This window comes from Nitrospira marina (assembly GCF_059568365.1).
Map to the genome: position 1 here is coordinate 3,427,865 of NZ_JCANTH010000001.1, position 26,768 is coordinate 3,454,632.

The 26,768-nt window shown below is 51.8% G+C and carries 23 protein-coding genes; 6 read left to right on the plus strand and 17 right to left on the minus strand.

Features of this window, described 5'->3' with window-relative positions; translation table 11 throughout:
* The first annotated feature begins 2 nt into the window (after window positions 1–2).
* Window positions 3–218 (plus strand): hypothetical protein, encoded by a 216-nt coding sequence (locus LX98_RS14630; RefSeq protein WP_312744898.1) that lies wholly within the window; start codon window positions 3–5, stop codon window positions 216–218.
* 359 nt (window positions 219–577) lie between these two features.
* Window positions 578–1,012: a hypothetical protein gene (locus LX98_RS14635; RefSeq protein WP_312646726.1), complete on the plus strand. Its 435-nt coding sequence runs from the start codon at window positions 578–580 to the stop codon at window positions 1,010–1,012.
* Window positions 1,013–1,077: 65 nt separating this feature from the next.
* Here LX98_RS14635 and LX98_RS14640 read toward each other — a convergent pair whose 3' ends face one another.
* From LX98_RS14640 to ltaE, 3 genes are all read right to left on the minus strand, one after another.
* Entirely contained in the window at window positions 1,078–1,284 is a 207-nt protein-coding gene (locus LX98_RS14640; RefSeq protein ID WP_496429604.1) for a hypothetical protein, read from the minus strand.
* A gap of 52 nt (window positions 1,285–1,336) precedes the next feature.
* Window positions 1,337–1,588 carry a hypothetical protein gene (locus LX98_RS14645; protein WP_496429605.1) on the minus strand — a complete coding sequence of 84 codons (252 nt, stop codon included), beginning with the start codon at window positions 1,586–1,588 and terminating at the stop codon, window positions 1,337–1,339.
* A 64-nt stretch (window positions 1,589–1,652) separates the two neighbouring features.
* Window positions 1,653–2,693, minus strand: coding sequence for a low-specificity L-threonine aldolase (gene ltaE, locus LX98_RS14650; protein WP_496429606.1), 1,041 nt, complete (start codon window positions 2,691–2,693; stop codon window positions 1,653–1,655).
* A gap of 100 nt (window positions 2,694–2,793) precedes the next feature.
* Here ltaE and LX98_RS14655 point away from each other — a divergent pair, with 100 nt between their 5' ends.
* Window positions 2,794–3,648 carry a sugar nucleotide-binding protein gene (locus LX98_RS14655; RefSeq protein WP_496429607.1) on the plus strand — a complete coding sequence of 285 codons (855 nt, stop codon included), beginning with the start codon at window positions 2,794–2,796 and terminating at the stop codon, window positions 3,646–3,648.
* 165 nt (window positions 3,649–3,813) lie between these two features.
* Here LX98_RS14655 and LX98_RS14660 read toward each other — a convergent pair whose 3' ends face one another.
* The 6 genes from LX98_RS14660 to purH all read right to left on the minus strand — a co-directional run bounded on the left by LX98_RS14660 (window position 3,814) and on the right by purH (window position 12,938).
* Window positions 3,814–6,312: an FG-GAP repeat domain-containing protein gene (locus tag LX98_RS14660; protein ID WP_496429608.1), complete on the minus strand. Its 2,499-nt coding sequence runs from the start codon at window positions 6,310–6,312 to the stop codon at window positions 3,814–3,816.
* 770 nt (window positions 6,313–7,082) lie between these two features.
* A complete protein-coding gene (locus tag LX98_RS14665) occupies window positions 7,083–7,448 on the minus strand; it encodes a VOC family protein (protein WP_496429609.1) in 366 nt (121 codons plus the stop codon).
* Window positions 7,449–7,762: 314 nt separating this feature from the next.
* On the minus strand, window positions 7,763–8,395 hold the full coding sequence (locus tag LX98_RS14670) for a methyltransferase domain-containing protein (protein ID WP_496429610.1): 633 nt from the start codon (window positions 8,393–8,395) through the stop codon (window positions 7,763–7,765).
* A gap of 826 nt (window positions 8,396–9,221) precedes the next feature.
* Complete coding sequence (locus LX98_RS14675) at window positions 9,222–9,866, minus strand: L-threonylcarbamoyladenylate synthase (protein ID WP_496429611.1); 645 nt, start codon at window positions 9,864–9,866, stop codon at window positions 9,222–9,224.
* An 18-nt stretch (window positions 9,867–9,884) separates the two neighbouring features.
* Complete coding sequence (gene purD / locus LX98_RS14680) at window positions 9,885–11,159, minus strand: phosphoribosylamine--glycine ligase (protein ID WP_496429612.1); 1,275 nt, start codon at window positions 11,157–11,159, stop codon at window positions 9,885–9,887.
* A gap of 222 nt (window positions 11,160–11,381) precedes the next feature.
* Window positions 11,382–12,938, minus strand: a complete 1,557-nt coding sequence (purH, locus tag LX98_RS14685; protein ID WP_496429613.1) for a bifunctional phosphoribosylaminoimidazolecarboxamide formyltransferase/IMP cyclohydrolase — start codon at window positions 12,936–12,938, stop codon at window positions 11,382–11,384.
* A gap of 565 nt (window positions 12,939–13,503) precedes the next feature.
* Between purH and LX98_RS14690 the strand changes: the two genes are divergently transcribed.
* The 3 genes from LX98_RS14690 (at window position 13,504) to LX98_RS14700 (ending at window position 16,395) form a co-directional block, all read left to right on the plus strand.
* Entirely contained in the window at window positions 13,504–14,160 is a 657-nt protein-coding gene (locus LX98_RS14690) for a hypothetical protein (protein ID WP_496429614.1), read from the plus strand.
* A 373-nt stretch (window positions 14,161–14,533) separates the two neighbouring features.
* Window positions 14,534–15,319: an ankyrin repeat domain-containing protein gene (locus tag LX98_RS14695; RefSeq protein WP_496429615.1), complete on the plus strand. Its 786-nt coding sequence runs from the start codon at window positions 14,534–14,536 to the stop codon at window positions 15,317–15,319.
* Between the two features lie 197 nt (window positions 15,320–15,516).
* The gene (locus LX98_RS14700) at window positions 15,517–16,395 is read left to right on the plus strand and encodes an EamA family transporter (RefSeq protein ID WP_496429616.1); all 879 of its coding nucleotides are present in this window, start codon (window positions 15,517–15,519) and stop codon (window positions 16,393–16,395) included.
* 55 nt (window positions 16,396–16,450) lie between these two features.
* Here LX98_RS14700 and LX98_RS14705 read toward each other — a convergent pair whose 3' ends face one another.
* The 8 genes from LX98_RS14705 to nuoG all read right to left on the minus strand — a co-directional run bounded on the left by LX98_RS14705 (window position 16,451) and on the right by nuoG (window position 26,765).
* Window positions 16,451–17,932, minus strand: coding sequence for an NADH-quinone oxidoreductase subunit NuoN (locus LX98_RS14705; protein ID WP_496429617.1), 1,482 nt, complete (start codon window positions 17,930–17,932; stop codon window positions 16,451–16,453).
* Window positions 17,929–19,503: an NADH-quinone oxidoreductase subunit M gene (locus LX98_RS14710; protein ID WP_496430614.1), complete on the minus strand. Its 1,575-nt coding sequence runs from the start codon at window positions 19,501–19,503 to the stop codon at window positions 17,929–17,931. Before LX98_RS14710 ends, LX98_RS14705 begins: the two co-directional genes overlap by 4 nt.
* Before the next feature lie 84 nt (window positions 19,504–19,587).
* Window positions 19,588–21,489: an NADH-quinone oxidoreductase subunit L gene (nuoL, locus tag LX98_RS14715; protein WP_496429618.1), complete on the minus strand. Its 1,902-nt coding sequence runs from the start codon at window positions 21,487–21,489 to the stop codon at window positions 19,588–19,590.
* 4 nt (window positions 21,490–21,493) lie between these two features.
* Window positions 21,494–21,799, minus strand: a complete 306-nt coding sequence (gene nuoK, locus LX98_RS14720) for an NADH-quinone oxidoreductase subunit NuoK (protein ID WP_496429619.1) — start codon at window positions 21,797–21,799, stop codon at window positions 21,494–21,496.
* Window positions 21,799–22,317 (minus strand): NADH-quinone oxidoreductase subunit J, encoded by a 519-nt coding sequence (locus LX98_RS14725; RefSeq protein ID WP_496429620.1) that lies wholly within the window; start codon window positions 22,315–22,317, stop codon window positions 21,799–21,801. The genes nuoK and LX98_RS14725 overlap by 1 nt, the downstream gene beginning before the upstream one ends.
* 75 nt (window positions 22,318–22,392) lie before the next feature.
* The gene (gene nuoI / locus LX98_RS14730; protein ID WP_496429621.1) at window positions 22,393–22,932 is read right to left on the minus strand and encodes an NADH-quinone oxidoreductase subunit NuoI; all 540 of its coding nucleotides are present in this window, start codon (window positions 22,930–22,932) and stop codon (window positions 22,393–22,395) included.
* Window positions 22,933–22,946: 14 nt separating this feature from the next.
* On the minus strand, window positions 22,947–24,023 hold the full coding sequence (gene nuoH, locus LX98_RS14735; protein WP_496429622.1) for an NADH-quinone oxidoreductase subunit NuoH: 1,077 nt from the start codon (window positions 24,021–24,023) through the stop codon (window positions 22,947–22,949).
* 51 nt (window positions 24,024–24,074) lie between these two features.
* A complete protein-coding gene (gene nuoG, locus LX98_RS14740) occupies window positions 24,075–26,765 on the minus strand; it encodes an NADH-quinone oxidoreductase subunit NuoG (RefSeq protein ID WP_496429623.1) in 2,691 nt (896 codons plus the stop codon).
* Window positions 26,766–26,768 lie beyond the last annotated feature (3 nt).

Genomic DNA, 26,768 nt, shown 5'->3' on the forward strand with positions numbered 1-26,768 from the left:
TCATGGATTCGTTTAAAGTGTTTCGATGGTGGTTCATGATTGGCGCTCTCATGGCCCTGGCTGTCATCATGATTCAAGGCGGGATTCGCGATCTAATGCTGGCTAACGAACCTATATGGGAAATTAAACTAGTCGAATTGGGACCGCCGATCTTTGGGGGAGGCCTCTTGGGTGGATGCATTGCCCTCATCCTGAATCGAATCAAGGATAAGTCCTAACTCCAGTTACGCGTGACGACCCCTCGACATTCTCTCCCACACGTCCCAAGCCCCCTCACCGTCTCAAGGAGCGCTCAAAGCTTGTCCTGAGCCTGGCCTGGCAGAAGGAAGGCGCGTTCAGCCCTGTCCTGAAGCTTCTCGAAAAAAGCTGCAGCCCGCTTGGACGAACGGAGCGCACGGAGGAGCATGTGAGCAGGGGCAAAGCGGCCAATACGCATCCCTAAAAGCATTCCAAGGTGCAACACGTATTTTCAACACTCCCCAAGAAACATTTCCTCTAGCCACCAGGCTGATCCGGTCAGTACAATACGGGTCAGTTTTGAGTCTATTCACTGAAGAACAAAGGAGGCATGGTGGGCATGGATGTGAAAGTCGGACCGCATTGGTACCGCAATTCCAATGGAATTGTAGAAATTGACGGACTCCCGCAAATTGAAATGCAGCTCCGAAAAACCGGAGGAACCCCTGTTCGAGTCAATTTTGCCATTTTCGATAAAGTTGGAAAAATGCACGCAAAGATCGAAGCCAATTCCCTGGTCATCAACGAACAAGGAGCCTATCAACTGGAACGGTTGGAGAACGGCATAATTTTATCCAATAGAGGAGACAAGAAACGGGTGCTGGCCATTAATGTGACTGGCACGGATCAGGTGGAAATACCGGAAGGCGAATTCTATACGCTCAAAGGGCATCTCTTAAAGATTACGCCCCATGAATGGTCAGTGGAAAAAACCACGAAACAGTCAGGCGAGACAGACATGAAGGGACAACCCGTTGCGGTTGGTTCTCAGTAAATGAGTCAGGGAAAGCGTGGGGTCGGTGAGACCAAACGCTTGTCTTTAAGACACGATCACGGTCGTCAAATTTCAGCCGACGGGGCGTGGCATCGCCCTTCACAAATTGCACACATTCGTCCGTGGACGCCGTCCCCGACCATGGCCGGTCCCAATGAACTGCAGAGGTCCAGCGCCACAACATCTGACCCTTGATACGTCCACAAGCGGCCACATTCCCGACAACAGTACCAAATGGTATACCCAGGCCACTCCCGATCACGCACAGCCATGAGTACGGTCTCCTTTGCCTACCTCTTGGTTACAGGTTCTGACTAATCGGACTTAATCGTCGTCCGGCATTTCCGCCTGAATCTTTTCAGGCAGTGTCTGTACCCAATCATCGAAGGGCAGATCGGCATCAACGACAATTTCCAGCTTGCCATTGGACAACCGACGAACCACCCCTGGACTTGCCGGGGCCAGGGGAATTTCCACTGCCTCCCGGGAAATATCCAACTCATCCGTCACTTCTAAAATTCTCGTGATATGCTGAAACGAAACCGTATCCAATAAACTCACGTTGGCTCCCTTCATCAGGCTAATCAATAGAAATTGTAGGAACTGTCCCAGACCCTGTCAACGAACTCAAGGGGGACATTCACACCGCGGCTGAAAAAACCTGCCTGAACACCCGCCCGGCAGCAACCATATCTTCATGATTGACATCCAAATGCGTCACTACCCGAAATGCCCGATCCCCCATGGCATTCAACAGGACTCCGGCCTTCCGGCAGTCAGCTAATAACTTGTCGGTCGTTTTAGAAGAATGGGGGACCTGAAACATCACCATATTGGTCTCCACTGCCTTGACATCGACGACCACACCCGGGATGTCCTCTAAGAGTGTCGCCAAATAATGTGCATTCACATGATCCTCAGCCAATCGGACAATATGATGCTCAAGTGCATACACACCGGCAGCGGCCAGAATGCCCACCTGCCGCATCCCCCCGCCAAACACTTTGCGAAGACGGCGCAATGTTTGAACACGTGCCGCATCCGACACCACCATCGACCCGACGGGAGCCCCCAAACCTTTCGACAAACAAAAGGACACCGTATCAAAGGGACGAGCATAGTCAGCAGCCGCCACACCGGTTGCGACCACGGCATTGAACAACCGGGCACCATCCAAATGCAGGGCCAGTCCATGGGTGCGGGCCACCTCTGCAATTTGATGGATTAGCTCCAAGGAATAAACCGATCCTCCACCCACATTATGCGTCTGCTCCAGACACACCAACGTGGTTGGAGGGTTATGAAGTCCCTTTGGCCGAATAGCGGCTTCAACCGATTCCGGTGAAAGGCGACCGCGATCACCCGGCACGCAAACCAATTGGACACCGGAGAGGGAAGACGCCGATCCTCCTTCATAGCGAATGAGATGGGAGGTACTATCCACAATCACCTCATCACCGGGCCGCGTGTGCAAGCGGAGAGCCAATTGATTGCCCATCACCCCGGATGGAACAAAGACCGCGGCCTCCTTGCCTAACATTTCAGCGGCCATGGCTTCCAATCGATTCACGGTCGGATCTTCTCCATACACATCATCGCCCACCTCGGCCTGAGCCATCGCCTCCCGCATAGCGGGTGTCGGTTTCGTCACGGTATCACTGCGCAAATCAATCTTCTGCATGAGCCGATTCCTTCCGAAAATATTGACACTGTCGGTATTCTAAGGAACCGTCTGTCTTCGCACAAGATTTTCCTTTTGGCATTGGTCTACAATGCGGGCGATGAAAACACGTCTCCTCGTCACCGGCGGAGCGGGCTTTTTAGGAAATCACCTCCTACGTCGGGCCAATCAATTTGTCGCAGCCGGAACGCTGCACGTTACGCCCTCCACATCCCTTCCCGGCGTAACCTTTCATGTGTGTGATCTCCAAAGCCCGGAGGAAGTTCGTGTTCTCATGGATCGGGTGCAACCAGACGTCATGATTCACACCGCCTGCTCGGAGCAGGGAAAAGGAATTGAAGCGATCCTCCCTGCAGCAGGACTCCTCGCGATGCAATCAATAGAACGAAACATTCGCTTCATTCACCTTTCGACTGATCAAGTCTTTGATGGGACCTCAGCGCCCTATACCGAAGAGAGCCCCACGAACCCCATCAACCCCTACGGTAAGGCCAAAGCCCAGGCGGAGGAACTCATCCGCTCCCTGAATCCTAAGGCCACCATCGTCCGCACCTCGTTGCTCTATGATCTCCGCACGCCGGACCGCCAGACGACACGCTTAATCGAGGCCACAAAAAACGGCAAACCGTATCGCTTGTTCATTGATGAACGTCGCTGTCCCATCTGGGTGGAAAATCTTGCCGAAGTGTTACTGGAAGTCGCCACCAAAGATGTGCCAGGACTGGTACATCTTGGAGGCCCTGAAAGCCTGAACCGGTGGGACTTGGGGATGGGATTGCTCCAGCACTTTGGGATCGCGCAGACATCGAATATTCAAAAGGGAACCATCGAGGAATCAGGACTCATCCGCCCCATGGATCTCACCATGGACTCCTCTCGAGCCAAACAGGCTCTCGAAACGCCTTTGCTCTCGCTCCAAGAAGCCCGCAAGATGATCGTCACATCTGGAAATTGAATTGCCGTTCACCATACCTTTTGGCAGGGGGAGGGCGGAGTAGCCGCCCCCTAGATGCAGTGTATTCTTCCCCGGTACCCACGGTACTGGTGTCTTCTGAGAATGGTCTCATAAATGAAAAAACTGGGAACTTCCAGCCGTCACGGTTCAGTGAAAAAATAAGCGTTATCTGTGAGGGGAAACCGTGAACTTCCAGCCGTCGCGGTTCAGGAAGAAATTAGCTTTATTTTCGCCGATGCTACAACCGCCACCATTATCGTCGCCATATTCCCAGTATATGGAATTTTCCTTAGTTGGCGTACAGGAAGAGGAGACCGGGTCCAGGATGTTGTGCAGTTGGATATCCTCGGCCCCAACGATTCGCCGCCAGCAGCCATAAACGTTGGAATCACTAAAGTAAGAGTCGATGTTTTCGTAGGGCCGCTCGCAGATAAGGTCGAAGTAGGCATCGAGCGTCCAGACCGATGGCGAGAGCGTCTGATAGATCCAGCGGGCGGTCTGTTTTCGGCCTTCACTGATCGTCGATCTCTTTACCCAATCATTTCCCGGATCCCAGGCACCGGAAACTTTCTGTTCGGCCACGTACAGCAAGAATTCAGCATCACCGGCGACAAAGGTGTGGCCGGAGTTAATCGCATCTTTACTTTTCTCCCAAATTTCATCGAGATGGCTCACGGCGTCGCTCCATTTCCCCTGGAAACTGTCATCGCCGGATGCGTCCAGACCCGCCCCGATAAACGCCCCAAGTAACCCGCCGATGGCCGCCGGGACATCACCGCCGAGCGACGAGAGGGCAAAGGGCGTAAGGAAGAGATCCTTCAAGGCGGCATCAACATCCTTCTCTCCCAAGTCGCCAAGGAGGCTCTGTGCCGTGCTCTTTAGCATGCCCTTCTTATCGCCAAAAATCCCATTTTTGAGTGCCATTAGATCGGAGTAGTAGGCAGAAACAAACGTACTTTGACCGAGTTCATCCCAGATCTGTTCGGCAACGCGGTTCCAGGTAGTCAGAGTCAGACCGGTTGGTGGTGTGATCGAGGTATTCCCGCCGGGTACGCCACAGGTCTCGGTTGGCAGTGATGTCCAGTCGGTCCAGTTATCACCGCCGTGGTTGAGGCACGTCTGGTAATTCTTCAACGTAGTAGTGTCAGTCGTATACTGTCCGCGAATGGTCAAGCCGGCAGCAAGGGTCAGATAGCTGTTGATATAGTCGTAGGCTATAGTCTCATCGCCGGTGAAAACTTTCAACCCATACTTGGCCGGATAATCCCAAGCTGTGGTCTCTTTATTGTAGGACCAAGTGCGTATGCCGTAGACTCCGCGGGCAATTAGGTCGTCAGCGCCATCGCCGTCGACATCCCCGGTCTGGATGGTCAGATAATTGTCACCATCGGCCCAGTAATCGTCGGCCAGCTTGGGGTTGTCGGACACAATGCGATCCAGTAACTTCGACGTTGGGTTCCACTTGTAAGCCAACATGCCAGAGGCATTCCGAATCAGAAGTTCATCGCCTTTTTCTCCGTCAATGTCGGCCGACTGGATAGTCAGGTAGTACCCGGGTTTATTCCACCCCTGGTAGGTGGGCCAGTACGTATGCGCGAGGAAATTAAAAAAGGTCTTCCACTCGCCATCGGTCCAGGTATAGACTTCCAGCCAATCTACCGAGCGCGCAATAAGCTCGGCTTTGCCATCGCCGTCCAGATCGCCGGTCTGGATGGTTCTGTAGGCCTCGGAGTCATCCCAGTCATAGGCATCCAACCAGGGCGGGTTACCGGCTTTGAGGCTCTTCCATTCACTGCCGGTCCACTTGTAGGTGTCCATGCCACCCGCGGCGCGCACCAGCAGCTCATCTGCGCCGTCACCATCGATATCAGCAGTTTGGATCGTTGAGTAGTACTGGACCTTGTTCCAACCGGCAGCATCCGACCAGGAAGGGCTACCGCCTTTGAGCTTCTTCCACTCGCTGCCGGTCCATTTGTAAGTATCCATGCCATTGACGCCGCGAGCCAGGAGTTCGTTGGCGCCGTCACCATCAATATCGGCGGTTTGGATGGTTGAGTAGTATTCAGCGGCGTCCCAACCATTTTTATCAGCCCAGAATGGATCTTCTGCTTTGAGCAGTTTCCAATTCGTCCCCTCCCATTTGAAGGTCTGCAGACCGGTATCACTCCGACCAAGCAGCTCAGCCGCGCCATCACCGTCGATGTCGGCAGTCTGAATGGTCGTATAGTACTGCGGGTGTTCCCATCCCTGCTTGTTGGTGAATGGTCCGCTGCCGGATATTTCGTTCCAGAGTCCCAGGGTGGTGTCCCACTCGTGGACGGTCATGCCTTCATAGCCACGCCCGAGAAGTTCGTCATGTCCATCACCGTTGATGTCACCCAACTGAATGGTCGAATAGTATTCTGCGGCATCCCAACCAGACCCATCAGACCACGGCGGCAGGGTAAAGACCGGACCGGCTGAGGAATCGTAGAGAGCTTTGCTATCAAGTTCGCCGGGAGCAGCCTGTGCGGCAACCGTCGACGGCAATACCACACCGGTCGCCAGCAACGAGTTAATTAGTAACACCATGGATGAAGTCAACAACGCGGAAAACCGGGAAAGCTCGTAGCCTTTGGCAATATAACAAGGCTGGTGCGGATGAACAGGTGTTAACTCATGCATGGGTACCGGCCCCTTCTCTCGTTGAGTTCAATATTCAGAACGCGGGATTTGGAATTCCAAAGAATTCTTTTGAGTGGACCACAAAGAACCCAATTCAGAGGTCAGATACCTAATTACGGAATTTCACTTCCACGAATAATCACATCTCTAGCATGTGAATCCTACTGAAAATATTCTCCGATTGATCGTGAGTTTTTCTCTCGCGTGTAGGCAGCATTCTTCGGATTATGCCTGCCATTTACTAGCGGCGCAAACTCAGCCAGAGGTTTTGCAATCGGTCGCTTCTGTTTCCTAGAAATCCTTTAAAGCATGTTTCCCTTACCAATTCTTCTCTGCGGTGCTGAAACAAAATTTTACCTGTCTTGGGAACACTATGCTTATCAATGCCAAAAGGATAGATTAAAGAAGCCGACTCAGCATTGTGGTTTTCCTCGTCATCTCAAAAAAGGGTAGTCCTCAAATCAGCAATCATACCGCCAGCACGTAAACTGTAGAAATACCCTGCAAGTAATTCAACGCCCTTACAGGCCTTGAGGAATAAAGTGAATTGCGCAAAGAGGGACCATTGTATGGGGCCGACCTGGGTGGAAATAGCTTTAGATCTTTATATCGACCAAGGGTGGCGCGGAAGGAGACGCATAATGCAAGAAGGCCTCTGCTGACGGACGAAACCCGGCTCTCCCAAGCGACTAGAAAAAACCACAGTCCATTGAGGAAAAGATAAATTTCGCAAGGAGAAATGGAATCGTCCCCATGCTGTAGCGCGTTGGTTAGGGGTTTCGTTTATGAATGCCGAGTTTGTTCCCGTCGGGATCCAGGACAATCGCTGCCCTGCAGTGAGGAAGGTCGAAAGGCTCAAGGGCGAACTGCACGTTGTGATGTCTGAGATGTTCTATCGTCTTGTCGAAGTCATCCACTTCCAGCACTAGCTGAGGACCGTCCCCCGATGGCTTCAGGAATGGTTCATTGCCGATGGCGAGTGTGTGAGGACCGATCTCGTACTCGACCCAGAATCCGTCCTCGACCAGATCCATGGAAGTCGCGCTGGTGAGCCCGAGAACGCCCTCATAAAAGGCACGGGACCGCGCCAGATCCGTGGCTGGATATACGATAAAAGCAAATTCAACAATCTTCATTGGCGGTGTCAAATCCGGTGATAGCTCAACAGAGTCTGCGGCTGAATGGTGGGCAGGAGGCCCGTCGATTCGAGCCGCACGTTCGGCTGCTGCAGACGGCGGACAAACAGTCCTAGGCGCAAACTCTGTTCAGCCGCCAGATCATCAATTACCCCTAATCCCCCGTTGAGCAGCCACGTCTTCTTCAACCTCTTCAGCACTCCGTCCGCCACCTGCGAGGGGTTGCATGTGTGAAGTGTAAGCTACCCGTCTCCGAGCAACATGAGGAGCACCTGGACAAGGGGAACGAGGGCCAGGTCAGCTTCACAGGTTTGTTAGACCGCGGGTGCGACATCATAGGTTGCGAGCCAGACGGTGTGCTTGCCGCATGCTGGATCTTCTGCCATGTACGCTCTCACGACGAACCCGTTGGTCGCGAGCAGCTGCTCGTACTCCGCAGGTCCGAGACTCGCGTGGTACAGTGGTTCCTCGCGGTAGGTGCCGATCGCCTCCCCTTCAGCAGGACCGCTTGTGAACATGAGCGGTGTTCCACGCTGAGCATGTTCGGCGAAGCGTTGAAACATCTTCCGTTGATCATCCATGTCCAAATGGAAGAAGCTGTCCCACGCCAGAATGCCATCGAACCGTCGGCCGATCTCGACCTGACGCATGTCTGCCACAACCCACTCGGAGTCGGGAAAGCGCGCGCAGCAAAGCGCGATCATAGACGCCGAGGTATCCATCCCAGTGACGCGAAACCCGCGACCGATGAGATATCGTGCGATCGGCTCACCCATCCCACAACCCAGGTCGAGGACTGTGCCTCCGGAATGCACGTGGACCAGAAACCGATCCAGCCACATGCGTTCCTGAAGGGATCGACCGCGGTCGCGATCATAGTTCGGCGCATGTCGCTCGTATAGATCAATGACGGCGTCTTTGCACATGGTCAACGGATTCTCCGACATCAGGATCGCGGTCTCACGGAAAATTGAGAGGCGCGCTGTTTTGACACGCCTCTCTCAAAGGCAATATTAGGTTGCGACGCTTGGTTTCGTGGCAAAGAACCTCAAGCGAACATAATCTGCCTGCCAATTGCCATTTGCATCACAATCTCTCCTGTATTTTCGAATCGGGCGGGATGATGAAACCACTCGCCGGCTCCAACGCTTCTGCCTCACCAATTGATGACATTTGGGATCTGAGATTTGACCTTGAAATCATGCAATCATTTTTTCGAGCTTACTTATCTTTCCTCCACGAGCCAGCCCTTGTCTTCTTGCATGACCACCTGCCTCCTGCCCCAATCGCGTAATCCCACCCACCTGCAGATCGGCCAACCGGGCTGACGCTCAAATCACAGGGCGGACCTTGTCTGAGCCTGGCGAGTTGGGCCGCCACTCCGTTGCCTGCGTCAGCACGATTAAATCTGGCCGAGCTGGGTGGAAATGGTTTTGGGGCCTTTTGCCGAAACAAAAGGTCCTCGCCTGCCGGGGCGAAACCCGGCAACACAGAACATCACGTGGACACGAGAATTGGAAACACCAATTCAATGAGTTCACCCGCCAGCGTATTTTTCCTGGAAAATCCGAAGATGAATTCCCAATTCATATCGTCAATCAGTCGGCCAGAACCATTTTTGAAACGCTGGCCTTGTCCAGCCGAATCTTTGCCCAACTCCACGAATTATGTCAACGGCTGAAAATGGACAGGTCCGTACCCAAAGTATTGCTTGGGTTAGGAAATGATCCTCCTAGAAAGAACAGAGGAGGATTAGGCTTACTTTGGTTTTAATTAGGAAAGTTGGATAGACCTAGCGGACAGAATCAGTTGGAGTCGATCCCGAGAAATAGCACCCTGACGAATGATACAGGGCTTTGGCAGAATTTGTAGCACCGTGGAGGGTTGGCCACCCGGCGTTGGGCCACCATCGACAATCACATCAACCACTGCCCCTAATTGTTCGATCACATTTCCCGCGGATTGCGCCGGCGGCTGCCCGCTTCGATTGGCGCTGGTGCCGGTGAGCGGACCGATGTGGGTCATAAGTTCGCAAACTCGTGGATCATTCGGCTGCCGGATGCCAACGGTCCCCTGCCCGCCGGTCAGGATAGGCGAAAGAGTTGAACGAGCCTGGAAAACCAGCGTGAGCAACCCTGGCCAGAATTCTTCCATGAGTGTTCGAGCGACATCGGGGATATCTTCCGTCAGTTGATTCAGTTGGGATGGGTCACCCACTAACACCGGAAAGGGTTTGTGGCTGCGTTCGCCTTTGATATCCATCAGCCGCTTTAATGCCATTTCATTGAAGGGACTGACCGACAGCGCGTAAAAGCTGTCGGTCGGGACAGCCAGTACTCCGCCATCCTGCAGACATTGCGCAACCTGATGAATCAGTTGAGGTAATCGAAGGGAATTGAGTTGGAGAACGGTGGCCACGGTAGGGGGCCCTTCAAGTCAGGATGGAACCTGCAGCACGCGGTGCCCGATATCTGAACGGAAATACCGGCCATCAAAATGAATCGGGGCGAGTGCCTGATGAGCATGATCTCTGGCACCGGCCAGGGTCGAATCAATTCCGGTTACCCCTAGGACCCTCCCGCCATTCGTGACAATCTTTTCATTGGCATAGGAGGTTCCGGCGTGAAACACTATGACCGACTTCGACTCTTTTTCCGGGAGGCCGGTGATCGGCAATCCCGTTTGGTAGGACCCGGGATATCCACCGGAGGTCAACACCACGCACACCGCGGCCTGATTGTGCCACTCCACATGCAGTTGGTCCAAACGATGTTCGACCACGGCTTCAAGCACATCCAATAAATCTGTTTTTAAGAGTGGCAAGACCACCTGGGTTTCGGGATCGCCAAAGCGCGCGTTAAATTCCAACACATAGGGTTTGCCATCCTTCACCATAATCCCCGCGTATAACACGCCATAAAAAGGACTCCCCACCCGGGACAACCCCGTGACCGCCGGAGACAAGACTTCCTCAAGAATACGCTGAAGGAGTTCAGGCGTTCCCAATGGAGCCGGCGCATAGGCTCCCATCCCTCCAGTATTCAGACCCGTGTCCCCTTCACCGATTCGTTTATGATCCTGGGCGGGGATCATAGGGATGACCGTTCGGCCATCGGCAAAGGCCATAACGGTGAGTTCTTCTCCCTCAAGAAATTCTTCCAGCACGACCCGGGCGCCGGCTACTCCAAATCGTTGTTCCTCCAGCATGCTGCGAACCGCCTCACGGGCGTCCGCCCTGGTTGGGCAGATGATGACCCCCTTCCCTTGCGCCAGGCCATCGGCTTTGACGACGATCGGGAGCGGGCAGGATTCGAGCCAGGTTAAAGCCGGCTCCAGTTGGTCAAATGCACGGGAAGAAGGGGTGGGAATTTTTTCCCGCACCATGAGTTCATTGGCAAACGATTTGCTGGATTCAATAAGAGCCGCATTGCGAGTGGGGCCAAAAATCCGTAAGTGCGATTTTCGGAATTCGTCGGCAATGCCGAGGGAGAGCGGCAGCTCCGGTCCGACCACCGTCAGATTGATCTCTTTGGATTGTGCAAAATCCTTGAGACCTTCAATGTCATCGGCCTGAAGTGGCACACATTCGGCTATCTGGGCAATCCCCGCATTGCCCGGGGCACAAAAGAGTTTCCCCACACGTGGGGATTGCGCAAGCTTCCATGCGAGGGCATGCTCGCGGCCACCGTTGCCTATGATTAATATGTTCACCGGAAAAATTTGTGCCTCCCGTCATCCCTCCAGCCCATGGAGGGCAAAAACATTGCCCCGGCCTGCTTACTTTCACCTCGGCTAAGCCCGGATAATCTCATCCAGCACAATTTCTTCACGAATCCAGAAAGCCGAAAAGAGACGAAACAACAGAATAAAACACCTGCCAAGTCAGAACACATGAACTATGGAAGATAGTGAAAAATGTCGAGGTTGGACTTGTTAATGACGGAAGTGGCGCATGCCCGTCATAATCATGGCCATCTTATGCTCATCAACGGCTTGGATGATCTCCTTATCCCGAATAGACCCTCCTGGCTGAATTACGGCAGTAATCCCTGCGCCTGCGGCGGCATCAATGCCATCACGAAATGGGAAAAAGGCATCGGAAGCCATCACGCACCCTTTGATGGGAAGATTCGCTTTCATTTGAGCCAATTTCACCGAATCAACCCTGCTCATTTGGCCGGCGCCAATGCCGACGGTTTGGGTCTGCGTGGCAAAGACAATGGCATTGGACTTGACGTGCTTGCACACTTTCCAGGCAAAATCGCAGGCTTGATACTCGTGGTCGGTCGGCTGCCGTTGACTCGGCATGGATAATTCACCCATCTCACGCAACGACCCAAGATCCCGGTCCTGCACTAAAATCCCGCCCACAATTTTTTTCATGTCCAACCCATCCCGTTGAGCACTTTCCAAGGCACCCACCGCTAATAGCCTCAAATCTTTTTTCCGTTGAAGTTCAGCCATGGCCTCTTCCGAAAATGCCGGCGCAATCAATACCTCCACAAACGTGGAGGTGATTTCTTTCGCCATGGCCAGATCGACGTTTCGATTACAGGCAATGACCCCGCCAAAGGCCGAGACCGGATCCGTTTCTCGCGCCCGCACATAGGCCTCCACCGGCATATCCCCGATGGCGACCCCGCAGGGATTATTGTGTTTGACGATGACGACCGCCGTTTCATCAAACTCCTTTACCAGTTCCAATGCCGCATTCGCATCTAAGTAATTATTATAGGACATGGCTTTGCCATGAAGTTGCTTGGCCTGACAAAGCGAGGCTTCTTTGGTCTGCCGGTCCCGGTATACCGCACCGGCCTGATGCGGATTTTCTCCATACCGTAGATCTTCGACCTTTTCATACGATAGACACAACAACGAGGGGAATTTTTGCTCCGAGGTATCGGCTAACTTAGAGGTGAGATAATTGGCGATCAGGCTGTCATACCTGGCGGTATGGTCAAAGACTTTTTTGGCTAATTCGCGTCGCAAGCCTAAAGAGACCGTTCCCGACTGCAAGGCCTCCAAGACCCGCTCATAATCCTGAGGATCGACTACCACCAGGACATCCTCATGGTTCTTGGCCGCCGACCGGAGCATGGATGGTCCCCCGATATCAATGTTTTCAATGGCTTCTTCAAACGTACAGCCAGGCTTCGCAATAGTCGCTTCAAATGGGTAGAGATTGACGACCACAACATCGATGGGCTCAATTCCCTGCTCTTGCATTTGTCGCACATGCGCATCCACTGAACGCCGCCCTAATAACCCACCATGGATCTTGGGATGTAACGTTTTCACCCGCCCGTTCAAGATTTCAGGAAACCCGGTGTAATCTGCCACCTCGGTCACGGCAACCCCGGCGTCCCGAAGCATCTTGGCGGTTCCACCTGTGGACAAAATATCCGCATCGAGTGCCGCCAACCCCTTGGCCATTTTCTCTAGACCGGTTTTATCGGATACGCTGATCAGCGCCTTTCCCAATTTTGCCATGTGTTCTCCTGCCACGCGTCTCTGTTGATTGGAAAAAAAAGAAAAGTCAGCTTAGCAAATGACCTGAGGAACTTCAACGAATCCTAAAGATTATGCCCCAAGGAACAGCACCCTATTTCCGCTCGTTCGCATATTCCACGCCCCTGCCATCTTCCTTAGTTAATCTTGAAGTTTTGGTGTTTCAGCGTCCCTATTGTCATCTAAATCTCTTAACAGAAAGAGCCTGATCTTCATCCAAAACATATTTCTTCATACACCCATAAAGCCAAATTCCGATTCTGCCGAAATAATAAATTGAAAGCCGGTTCGAAATAATGGCAGGACCATCATTTTGGACATCCCCTCTGTCTTTTTGGTTTCGGTAACAAAACTTTCTCATCACATGGTACGCGAAAAGGAGAGCCTTGAGTATCAGGGGATTGCTGCATGTTCTGCCTTATTCTAACCGGCGAAAGCCACCTCCGGCTTAAGGTGACAAGTAAACTTGCACAATACTCACGAGTCAGACTCCATTTCGATCTGTTAACAATACTGTAAGAACTTTCACAGTCATAAGGAATCATCGATGGATTTTGTCCTGATATTCATAATGTTGATGGTATATCTTGCACTCGGGGCCATAATGCTCACATTAAGCCTGAGTCCTAAAACGAAAAACAAAAAAGAAGAACCCCAGATTCAGGGCACAAGTTTCGTTCCGTCACAAATGTTCATGAGTAGCGATGGGCATGGAGGTATTGCTGTCAATGAACAAAATCTCAAAATCTGCCTGTTACAGACTCCGACGGTCCCACCACGATTGCTTCATATTTCAAACCTGGTCGGGTCGTTCCTAGTAAAAAATGGAGAAGTCCTTAAAGAAACGTTACGAACTGCCCCAAAATCACTTATCTCATTTCAAGAACTCATGCACCCAAACGCGGAAAAACTGGCCAAAAGTTGGCAGACCTCCTCTTCCCAAAAAGACAACCAGCGAATCGACCTCATGGTGTGGATTCACGATGAAGACGAACCGTTCCATGTTGTCAATTTCCTCAATATGGAAACCAAAGAAGGGGGCATTCTCTTTGAAAAATCCTTAGATACGGCAACACATTGGCACAAGGTTTTGAATGGTCTGATACTCCAAGCTGACCAACTCACGTGTCTTCAGCTGGAATCAGACCAAGATGACTCAGAGCAGCCGACAAAGAACCCAGCTTTAACAAGCGCAGCCTCATAATTTCCGCGCTCATATCCCACCTGCCGTATCCCCAGACTCCATAGCTCCTCTCTTCCCCACTTCCGTAAATTCTTCCTTGTTGCCTTCGTCAAGAACTTACAGGGTTGTTTGTTTGTCCGTACCCACAGCCATTCGTGAATACCGGGCCTGACTTACTCGGTTCTTTCATGATGTCCAAAAGTCATTTGTAATTTTTGCAGCATAGATTCCCAGGCAATCCCCAAACACACCAAAAAAGAGCGCGAGGAACACTCCCCTTCCAATGGGGAATGGTGTAGGCCGCCGCTTTGACGTTCGCTACATCTTAAATAGTCATTGGGCTCACTCCTGATGCCGTTTGCATTCATCTTTCAACCAAAGAAACAGTTCTCTCATGCCGCAATCACGTAAACTCACCATAGTCAAATATGTGGCGGTATGTATTGGCATTCTTCTGTCCTATGCATTGGCGTCAGAGTGGAACACCTTTTCTTTCTCCCAAGAACCTGATCTTTTTCAAGCCATCCAAAATCGCAATTTGCCTTTGGTTCAGAAGCTGGTCGTTCAAGGATCCGGTGTCAATCAGCGCACCCCACAAGGAGCGACGCCTCTCCATTTCGCCGCAAGATCAGGGCAATTTACGATTACTCGTCTTCTGTTACAAAAAGGAGCAGACCCTGAGGCGATTTATCAGTCCGAATGGACGCCTCTCCATTTCGCCGCGAAGGGAGGACATGTGGATATCGCCGATCTCCTCCTCCAGCACGGTGCGCCCGTAGATGGCTTTAAAGGAAACATCACGCCACTCCACATTGCCGTGCAAGAGCATCACCACAGGATGGCGTCTTTTCTGTTAGCTCGCGGCGCAACGGTCCAATCCTCATTTAAGGAAGGCTGGACTGCGCTGCACATCGCCGCACAAACCGGAGATGCCGACATGACTCGCCTACTTCTGGATTCCGGCGCGCCGATCGATGCCACCAATGCCATTGGCATCACACCCCTCCATTCTGCCGCTCTTTCCGGCCAACGGAATCTGACCCACTATCTGCTGTCACGTGGAGCCACCTGTTCTCTTCCCTCACAACCACTCCAGAGCTCCACGTCTGCCACATCCGGTCAACTGTATGCGGCTCTTCAGGAAGTCTTTCAGCACTGTCCTAACCCTCTGGCTTCCTAAGTCTTCGCCGTCAGCTCCCTGACTCCGGCCCCTTTTCTATTCGTTTCCGCATCTATCCGGGAACATCAGATGGAACCACTGGTGACATCCAGGTATTCATTGTAAGATCCTGGGCACGCGTTCCTAGCAACGTGCATTCAAACCATATTTGTGATCAATTATTTCACCTCGAAATCCTCTGAATTGGGGATCCCTACATGAGCTGGATCTATTTTGCTCTGTTGGCGGCACTCAGCGAATCCCTAAAAGACCTACTGAGTAAGCAGGGATTGCGATCCGTCTCCCCTCAACTGGTCGCTTTAGCCGCTGGTGCAACTCCCCTTCCCATACTTCTGAGCATTGTACTGTTCACGGATTCAGTCCCTATGCTGGGCCCCAGGTATGGGTGGGCACTGTTCATTGGAGGAACATTGAATATCCTGGCCCTGTTCCAATTCATGAGAGCTTTACAAAGCTCCGATCTGTCCCTGGCCATTCCCTTCGTTTCATTTACTCCTCTTTTTTTATTGATCACCTCACCTTTCCTGGTCGGGGATATCCCAACGGCACAGGATATTTTAGGCATCTTCTGTATTGTGGGGGGAGCGTATGTCCTTCACATTCAATCGATACACCATGGTCTTCTTGCGCCGTTGTTCGCGATCTTCCGGGAACCGGGTCCAAAGCGAATGCTTTCCGTGGCGTTCATATATAGCCTCACATCGAATTTTGACAAAATCGGCGTGCAGAATTCCTCTCCTCTCTTTTGGAGCCTCTCCATTTCCAGCGTGATGACCATCGGGTTTGTGTTCTTGCTACGATTCCTGCCGGCACAGAAAATTGCCGCTCCTCACCCGGCCACTCTCGGCATCCTTTTGCTCGTCGGCCTGTTTCAGACCATAGGCCTCCTCGTTCACAATACCGCTCTCAGTCTGGGACCGGTTCCCTCCGTCATCGCCGTAAAGCGATCGAGTATTCTCTTTGCCGTCATGTGGGGATGTATATTTTTGAAGGAAAAGTATGTAGGGGAGCGGTTGATTGGTGCAGCCTTAATGCTGATCGGAGTTGTCGTATTAGGTTTCGGACAACCGGACTAACTATGTCAGCCCAACATAAAACCGAAAGACAGGAGTTGAACCGCACAACCGAGAGTTATTTCAGAGAGAGAGAGGAAAGTTCTGCAACCGAAACCAGCGGACCTGGAAAGATCCCGAGAAAAACCACACCGGCAACGGCGCAGGCCAACACAAACGATACCTGGGGAGAAAGGACCAATCGGGTATGCAATTCCTGTTCGGAAGATGGCTCACGCATGTACATCACCATAACAATGCGCAAATAGAAAAAAGCTGAAATGGCGGCAAAGATCAATCCAATGATCGCCAGCCATGCCAATCCGGCATTAACCGCCGCCATGAAAAGATACAGTTTCCCAATGAACCCGGCGGTGGGAGGAATACCCGCCAACGACACCATAAACACCAACATGAGAAACGCGCCACCCTTATGTCGCTTGGCCAATCCGGTGAAATCTTCTATTTCCTCGCCTTCCAGGCCACCCTTCCGCAAAATGGCCACCATGGAAAATGCCCCTATCGTCATAAACGAATAAATGGCCAGATAGAGCATCAGGCTCGACACGCCTTGAGACGAAACCGACCCCTCTATGCCGGCCCACCCGGCGACCACGACACCAATCAATGCATAACCCGCATGGGCAATACTGGAATAGGCCAGCATCCGTTTCACATTGGTCTGAACAATGGCCACAAGATTGCCAAGGGCCACCGTGATAATACATATAACCAGGATCACCAGATTCCAATCCGGTTTGATTCCCCCGAAGGCTTCCAGTAGAACACGAAGGAACGCGGCAAAGCTGGCCGCCTTGGAAGCCACCGCCATAAACGCCGTCACAGAGGTCGGGGCCCCTTCATACACATCAGGCGTCCACATATGGAAGGGCACTGCCGCGACTTTAAATCCAAATCCCACGATCAGCAGCATGAGCGAAATAAAGACTAACGGGTCATCAATCCCCCGACCATTGACCACGGCTGCGATTTCTACCAGCCTCGTACTTCCAGTGACACCAAAAATAATCGAAATCCCATAGAGCAAAATTCCTGAGGAAAAGGCTCCCAACACAAAATATTTAGCCGAAGATTCGATTGACCGCAGCTCAAATCGCTTGAACCCGGCCATAATATAGAGGGTAATCGACATCAGTTCGATTCCCAGATAGATCGTGAGCAAATCAGCCCCCGATACCATCACCATCATTCCGGTCAATGCCAACAGGACAAATGCGTAGTATTCCGCAAGTTGGATCTTTTCCTCTTTGAGGTACCCCATTGACAATAAAATAGTCAGACCACTCACCAGATACAGCAACATTTTCCAAAATACGGCATACGAATCCACGACCACTAAATCACTGAAGGCCATCACCCGCTCACCAAACCCGCTCACCGTCACCAGGCTGCCTACCACGAGAATGCCGAGACTCATCCACGCCAGGAGATCTTTTTTGTGTGCAGGCGTAATGGGATCAAGAACGAGAATCAGACAGGCCATGCCCACAATGAGCAATTCAGGAAGAATGAGAACAAGATCGGCCAGGGGAAGCGTCATGGGGCAACATCACCCTTCATGATGAGCCGATGCCCAGATGGCTCGGCCGTCATCGCCAGGGTGTGCCCTCGGCCATCTCCCCTCTCCTGAACCATGACTGATGTAGATTGAGACGAGATGACCCGCGCCACGCTCGCATGCATCACATCCAACAACGGTTTCGGATAGAGCCCGATCCAAAACACCAACACCACCAATGGAACCAGCATGCCGAATTCACGGACATTCAAATCAGTTAATTTGGGGAGCATCTGCGGAGAGGCGGGCCCATAGATCATCCGTTGCACCAAATACAATATATAGGCGGCAGCCAAAATAATCCCCAAAGCCGCAAGGGTCCCTGTCAGTTTGCTCCAGGCAAAGGTGCCAACCAGGACTAAAAACTCTCCGACAAAACTGTTCATGCCTGGAAGACCAACAGAAGACAACGCAAAAATCACAAAAAATGTTGCGTATTTAGGCATTGCATTCGCCAACCCGCCATTATCAGTAATTTGCCGGCTATGCGTCCGTTCGTAAATGATTCCCACACACATAAAGAGAGCGCCCGTCGTAATGCCATGGTTGATCATCTGAAGGATCGCACCTTCAATACCCTGGGCATTTAACGCAAAAATTCCCAGGGTGACAAACCCCATGTGACTGACACTGGAATAGGCAATAAGTTTCTTAAGGTCCGCTTGTGCCAATGCCATATAGGCGCCATAAATAATGGCGATGACCGACAGGGTCATGATGAAGGGGGTGTACGCAACCGAGGCATCAGGCAACATGGGCAAGGAAAATCGTAAAAACCCATAGGTTCCCATCTTGAGCAAGACACTTGCGAGAATGATGCTCCCGGCAGTGGGGGCTTCAACATGGGCGTCCGGGAGCCATGTATGAAATGGAAACATGGGAACTTTCACCGCAAAAGCGGCAAAGAAGGCCCAGAACAAGAGGGATTGCAACCCAGGAGCATAGGATGCGTGCGTTAAAGCCAAAATATCAAAGGTTCGCCCACCCTCAAAAAACAACACCAGAATCGCTACCAGCAGCAAGATACTCCCGGCCAGGGTATACAGGAAAAACTTGATCGCCGCATAGACCCGGTTCGGCCCACCCCAGACGCCAATCAAGAGATACATGGGAATCAGCATTGTTTCCCAAAACACATAAAACAGCACAAAATCCAACGCAGCAAACACGCCGATCGTCGCCGTCTCCATCACCAACAAGCTGATCAGGAATTCTTTCATTCTGGTTTGAACCGAGGTCCAGGAAACGAGGATACAAAGAGGAGTGAGAAAGGTGGTTAAGAGGACAAGCGGCATGCTGATCCCATCCACACCCAGGGAATAATGAATGGCGGGAGAATCGATCCAGAGATGCTTTTCCACAAATTGCATACCGGCCTGAGCATTGTCGAACGCAACCCACAGAGGCAATGAGACCAGCAAGGTCAGAATGGAGACCGTCAACGCAATAGCCCGTGAAAGTGCCTCCTGAGCGAGCAAGACCGCGATCACTCCGAGCAGCGGGAGAATCAGCACGATCGTGAGCCAGGGAATCCCTCCTGTGGGAATGACCATCTCAGTCACGATTGAAAGATCTCCTGCCATACGTTTGTCTGTTGAACCATCACGAGTATCCCATCATATGTTCGGCCATCCACACTAATAAAAGATCATCGCACCTAAAATAACCGCCGCGCCGACAGTCATGGCCAGCGCATAATTCTGTGCTTGTCCACTTTGAAGTCTTCGCGTCACCCATCCTCCCCAGGCCACGGCTCGCGCCACTCCATTGACCGCACCATCAATCACCGCAATATCCACCCGTTTCCATAACCGATCCGCGAGATTCAATGTTGGCATAACCACGGTCCGGTCATAGGCCTCATCCACAAACCATTTATTCAAGGAGAACTGATACAGGGATCGCCACTGATTTGCCAAACGGTCCGGCAAGCCCGGGGACTTGACATAGACCCAATAGGCGCCCGCAATTCCTAACAGGCCCATTGCGGTGGCCGTCACCATCATGCCGATGGCCGCAGATCCTTCATGATGACCTCCACCACTCCCAGCAGTGGGAAATGCCGGGGCCAAAAATTCTGGAATTCCAATGTACCCTGCGAGAATACTCAGCACGGCAAGAATCAGCAGAGGAAACGTCATCGCTTTTGACGGTTCATGCACATGCTTGGCATGGTGAGGATCCACTCGTGATTCTCCCCAAAATGTCACAAACACCAATCGAAAACTGTAAAAAGCCGTCATGAGAGCCGTCAGTAATCCTAAGACGGCCAGAACTTTACCCAGGCCACTAGACATCCAGGCAGCCAGAAGTAATTCATCTTTACTGAAATATCCCGCAGTGAGAGGAAAACCGGACAATGCCAGGGCCCCAATGAGAAAGGTCCAATAGGTCACAGGCAGCTTGTCCTTGAGTCCACCCATATGTTTCATATCTTGTTCATGATGAAGAGCAATAATTACCGATCCACACCCGAGGAATAACAGGGCCTTAAATGCTCCGTGGGTCAGAAGATGATACATTCCGGCAATATAGCCACCCAGCCCACAAGCCATCATCATGTAGCCGAGTTGACTGAGCGTGGAATAGGCCACAACCCGTTTGATATCCGTTTGCGTCAACGCGATGGTGGCGCCAATAAACATCGTGGCTCCCCCCACCACTGCCACCACATCCATGGCCACGGGCGAGAGATTAAATAACGGAGCAAATCTGGCAACCATAAAGACTCCTGCCGTCACCATCGTCGCGGCATGAATGAGTGCCGATATCGGAGTGGGACCCTCCATCGCATCCGGCAACCACACATGCAGAGGCACTTGAGCAGATTTGCCGACTGCCCCCACGAATAAAAAAAGGCAGATCAAAGTCATCACCGATATTTCCCAATGACCTCCGACAGAACCAAGAAGATTCACCAGGCCACCAGACTTTTGATCCAACTGAGAAAACACCTCCTGATAGTGCAAACTGCCGAAGGTGACGAAGACCAGCAGAATACCCAACATGAATCCGAAGTCCCCGACTCGATTCACCAGAAACGCTTTGGTGGCGGCTGCCCTGGCTGACTCGCGCTCATACCAATGGCCGATTAATAGATAGGAGCAAAGACCCACGGCTTCCCAAAAGACAAAAAGTTGCAGGAAATTATCGGACATCACCAACATCAACATGGAAAAGGTAAAGAGCGCGATATTGCTGAAAAATCTGGCGTAGCCCGGCTCTCCATGCATGTAGCCAATCGTATAGACATGGACCAGCGAACTCACAATGGTGACAAGCAACAACATCGCGACCGTGAGCTGATCGATGAATAACCCTAAGGCAATATGAAGATTTCCGGAATCCGCCCATGTATAGAGAGGGATTTGAAGCGTCTGACCACCCGCCACGTCGACAAGCGCCATGATTGAAAGAAGGAACGATCCCAGGACAGCTGGCACGGCCACCCAGTGGCTTCGGTCTTTAATCCAATGACCAAACAGCCCGAGGATGACAAAGGCCAGGAGTGGGAGAAGAGGAATTAAGGCGTAGAGCATCGCCTTACCATTTCAGCAACTGGAAGTCGTCAATGTTGGTACTGGCCGAATGCCGATAGAGCGCGATGATAATCGCCAGCCCTACCGCAACCTCCGCAGCAGCCACGGTAAGCGCAAAAAACACGAACACCTGCCCGGAAAGATTACCCAAATAGGAAGAAAAGGCCACAAAATTGATATTCGTGGCATTCAACATCAACTCAATGGATAATAAAATAATGATGATATTGCGACGAATGAGTACTCCCACCAACCCGATTGAGAACACGATTCCGCTCAGCACAAGGTAGTAGCTTACTGGAACGTCCATTAACCCTTGGCCTCCAATATCCCCTTTTTGGTGAGGATAACTGCACCGACCATCGCTACTAAGAGAATGAGAGACGCGATTTCAAATGGAAATAGATATGTGGAATACAGGAGCTCACCGATCGATTCCGTATTGCCTTGAGTCAAATGGGTTGGTTCTCTCGGATCAGGGAGGTTCGCACCCAATGAGGATTCACCTTTCACCACCAGCAGGACCGCCTCTGCAAAGACCATACATCCGAGAAAGAGGCCTACGGTCAATTGGTGGTGAAAACGTACTTCACCCTTCAAATTGAGCAGCATCACCACAAAAAGATAGAGCACCAGAATGGCGCCCGCATACACCAGGATTTGAATCACGGCCAGGAATTCCGCATGCAACGTGACAAAAAGCCCGGCGACGTGGAAGAACATGACCAGGAGCGCCAGAGCACTAAACACCGGACTCCTCAGGGCCACGACGAGAGCCGCCGTTACCACAATCACACTGGCAAAATAGAAAAAAACTATCGTACCCATCACCGGTTCATTCAAAAATTTTGGCGAAATTCTTTGGCCGGCATGTGGACCGAGTGCACCGCCAGGCCATAACGACTACAGTTCTTTTTGCGGAATCTCTTTAAACCCTACGTTAAAATAGGCCACATTGGGATGTTGAAATTCGAGTCGCTTTTCCCGAACTGGAAAGTTGCGATCGCCAATAGCCAGAAGCTGCTCCTTATTTAATTGGAGCTGGCGTTTATCATAGACCGCCCATTCATACTCCTGGGTCATTCCCAACGCATCAACCGGACATGCCTTCACGCACAACCCGCAAAACAAGCATCGGGTCATGTCCATGTAATATTCCTTGGAATACCGCTTCGTGGGTTCTCCCGGTACCTCGGCACTCACCACACGGATGACACGGGAGGGACAAGCCGCCTCACATAAATCACATCCCACGCACTTTTCCGTTCCATCATCGTAGCGCAGTAACGCCAACATGCCTCGATAGTTGGACGGTAACTGTTTCTTCTCGTGCGGGTATTGTACGGTGATCGGCTTATAATGAAGGAAATGGGATAAGGTGGCCTTCATCCCTAACGCAATCTCATAAAATAGAAGCGTTTTGACCCATTCCTTGAGTTTCATACCATTCAACCTTCCTAGCTCCCAGGAAAAAGAAATGCAACAATCGACGTCACCACAATATTAGCCAACGCGATGGGAAGGAGAACCTTCCACCCGAACCGCATGAGCTGGTCATACCGTAATCGCGGTAATGTGGCCCGGAGCCAAAAAAAGAAAAAGAGGAAAAACGCGACTTTGAGGACAAACCACATGATGCCCTCAATCCAGAGGAGATGGCCCACCCCGATGTACTCCATAAGAGTGCCTGGATAGGGAGGATGCCAGCCACCAAAAAACAAGACAGTGGCCACGCAAGACACCAAAATCATATTGCCGTATTCGGCCAGAAAGAAGAATGCGAATCGCATGCCGCTATATTCCGTAAAGAATCCGGCCACCAACTCACTTTCCGCTTCCGGCAAATCAAACGGGGTTCGATTCGTTTCCGCTACTGCAGAAATAATAAACACGATGAACGCCAGGGCTTGAGGGAATCCCCCTCCCCCGAAAAAGTACCAGTTCCAAAATCCTCCGGCCTGCGCATTGGTAATCGTCACGAGACTCAAGGAGCTTGAAAGAAGCAACACCCCGACAATTGAAAGCCCCACATTCAACTCATAACTAATCAATTGGGCCGCAGAACGCAGGCCTCCCAGAAGGGAATACTTACTGTTTGATGACCACCCGCCCAAAATAATGCCGTATGCCCCGATTGAAGCAAACGCAAGTATATACAGAACACCGATATTGATGTCGGTAATCACAAACGGTTTAAAATTGACGCCGCCGACATCAACCGTCCAATCCGGGCCAAACGGAATCACCGCGAATCCGATGAGGGCAGGAACTAATGACAACACTGGCGCCATGCTAAACATGAACTTATTCGCTCCGGCCGGGATGATGTCTTCTTTAAAAAAGAGCTTTAAGCCATCGGCGACCGGTTGCAGAATGCCATAAGGCCCGACTTCCATGGGCCCCATCCGATCCTGCATCCAACCCAACACCTTTCGCTCCAGAAGGGTGAGTGCTGCGACAGTCAGAAGCACCGCCACCATCACGACAGCAATTTGAGATAAAGTCAGCCCTAAACGGATCAGTACCGTTTCCATGCCGGAATCACTCCTCTCCTCTATATACCGACCCACATGCTGAGAACCGCCTCATGTTCCCACCACTTTTTCAACACGAACGCGAGTCACCTTGCAATAGGGCACCTGCGTTTCCGAATCAACACTATACGACAAGAGACGGCGGACCTCCTCATCAAAATGCTCGGGAAACATCACGACTCCCTGCGGGATTCGCTCACGAAGTCCGACCGGGGTAATTACCTCACCCAAACGATTGCTCACCTTCACGATGTCCCCTTCACCAATACCACGTCGCGCAGCGTCTTCCGGATGCAGATAGAGTTTGCCGTTCGCTTCAACTTGCAGCAAGCCTTTGGCCTTTCGCGAAAATTTCCCGGAATGAAACAAGGATTGGGAAACCTGCAAGATCATGTCTTCCGCACCAGCAGCGGCATTCTCTGTCGGTAATTGATACCGCATAGCAATATCCCGCTGATAATCGGTCTTAAGATATCGGGAAATGACCCGCGAATCCGGTTGAGCGGGCAAGGGGGCAGGGCCCAAGGTACGCGTACCGGGGAGAAGGTTATGGATCTCTTTGCCAATTTCCTTGACGTCTCCATATTCCATCGGATCATTCATCATTACCGACAGCGCGGAAAACACTTCCCAGTCCGGCCGACTTTCCCCAACCAGATCAATGGCTTTTCGTACTGACTGATTATGCCCTTCCGTGTTGGTAAACGTTCCGTCCTTTTCCGCATAGGAACAGGCTGGCAGAACGACATGAGCTTGCTGGGCCGTTTCGGTGAGAAACAATTCCTGACACACCAGAAATTCAAGCTTCTCCAATGCTGAATGAATACCCGAGGACGGAGGCAAGGAGCCCAGGGGATTTTCACCAACCACAAACAAGGCTTTTAGTTTGCCGTGTTGCGCATCTTCAATCATCTGTGGGAGTGAAGAGCCTGGTGTTTCGGGAATTGGCCGACCCCACGCTTGCGCCAACCGTTTCCGCACGTCCGGGTCACCCAGGGATTGTCCACCAGGCAACACCGACCCGGTTCCTCCCATTTCAAAGGCTCCTTGATCATTATTTTCTTCTGCCAGGGGAGCAAGGCCACAGCCGGGTTTAGTGAGTTTTCCCGTTATCAATAACAGGTCCAACAAATTCATGGTCATTCCGAATCCACCCACCGATCGCAGAACTCCCGGTCCGACAAGAATGACGACCTTCTGTCCTTTGGCAAACACCTGGGCCGCTTGAGTAAACAAATCCGAAGCCAGTCCGGTTTGCGCTTGAATCGCATCCGAGGACAGGGCCTTCAGTCTGACGGTTATGTCGTTGGCATAAGACTGGGCGTTGGCCTGAAGTTCCGGATCCACCAATTGCTGATCAACCACAGCTTTCAACATGCCCAGAACCGCCCCGGCATAGGCCGTCGGTTTGACGCCCAGATGATGGTGGGCGAGATTCACAATATTGCTGATGCTCCCAATAGCAGGTTCCAACGCTTCAATGGTGATGAGCTTGGCCCCTCGCCGCTTTACCGCTTCTTTGACCTTCAGCCCTGTAATGGGATTGGTTTCCGTAATATTGGTCCCGACAAGTAAGAGGGTATCTGCGGAGAGAATATCGTCATAGCTCACGGCCCAACGATGGGTGCCTTGCACTCGTTGCATGGCATGCACGGCATTCAGGTGGCCATACCGCACACTACTATCAATCCGATTGGTCCCCACCACGCCGCGCATGAATTTCTGAAAAACATAGATATCTTCATTGGTACATCGTCCCGTAATTAATCCGCCAATCGCATCGGGACCATACGTGGTTTTTATTTCCGTTAAACGCTGCCCCACCAACTCCAAAGCCTCTTCCCATTGCACCGACTGAAAATCGTTCCCTTGACGAATGAGTGGTGAGGTCAGGCGATCTGGATGAACGCTGACATGGTAGCCAAAGTAGCCTCGGGCACAGAGATCACCATTATTCCGTCCGGCCCCGTGCGTGGAGTTCACTTCGATTAAGTCATTATTCTTGGTTTGAAAGGTAATTTGGCACCCATCTCCACAATAGCCACAAACCGATTCAGTCCGCTTTAGCATCCATGGACGAAATTCATACATAGAAACTCGACTGGTTATGGCTCCGACCGGACAAATCTGGATACATCCACCACAAAACTCACAATCCAGTTCATGGGCTCCGAAGGCTTTAATTTCCGTCATAGTGCCGCGTCCCACAGGCGCCAGGGCTTTCACATCCATAACCTGATCACAATAGCGAACGCATCGCAAACATTGGACGCACCGATTCATCTGCGTTTCAATCAGCGGACTGAAATACTCCTTCGGAAAGACCCGTTTGAGTTCCTTAAACCCGCTGGTCGTCGCGGTATATTCATGGGAAAAGTCCTGAAGATCGCAGCGCCCGCCTTGATCGCAGACGGGGCAATCCAAGGGGTGATTAGCCAAAATAAAATCCAACACCGATTTACGGGCGTCCTGCACCACCGAAGATGAAGCCGATTTCACCACCATGCCCTCCGCCACTTGCGTACTACAGGAGGTTTGCAACCGGGGCATTTTTTCAATTTCCACTAAACACATCCGGCAATTAGCGTCTGGGGTCAGTTTCGGGTGATAGCAAAAGTGCGGCACCATGACGCCAACCTGCCGCGCAGCCTCAATGACCAGTGTCCCTTTGGCAACCGTTGCCGATTTCCCATCGATCGTCAGCGTAATCATGTCTGGGGTTGGGGTTGGATTTGTTGCCATATT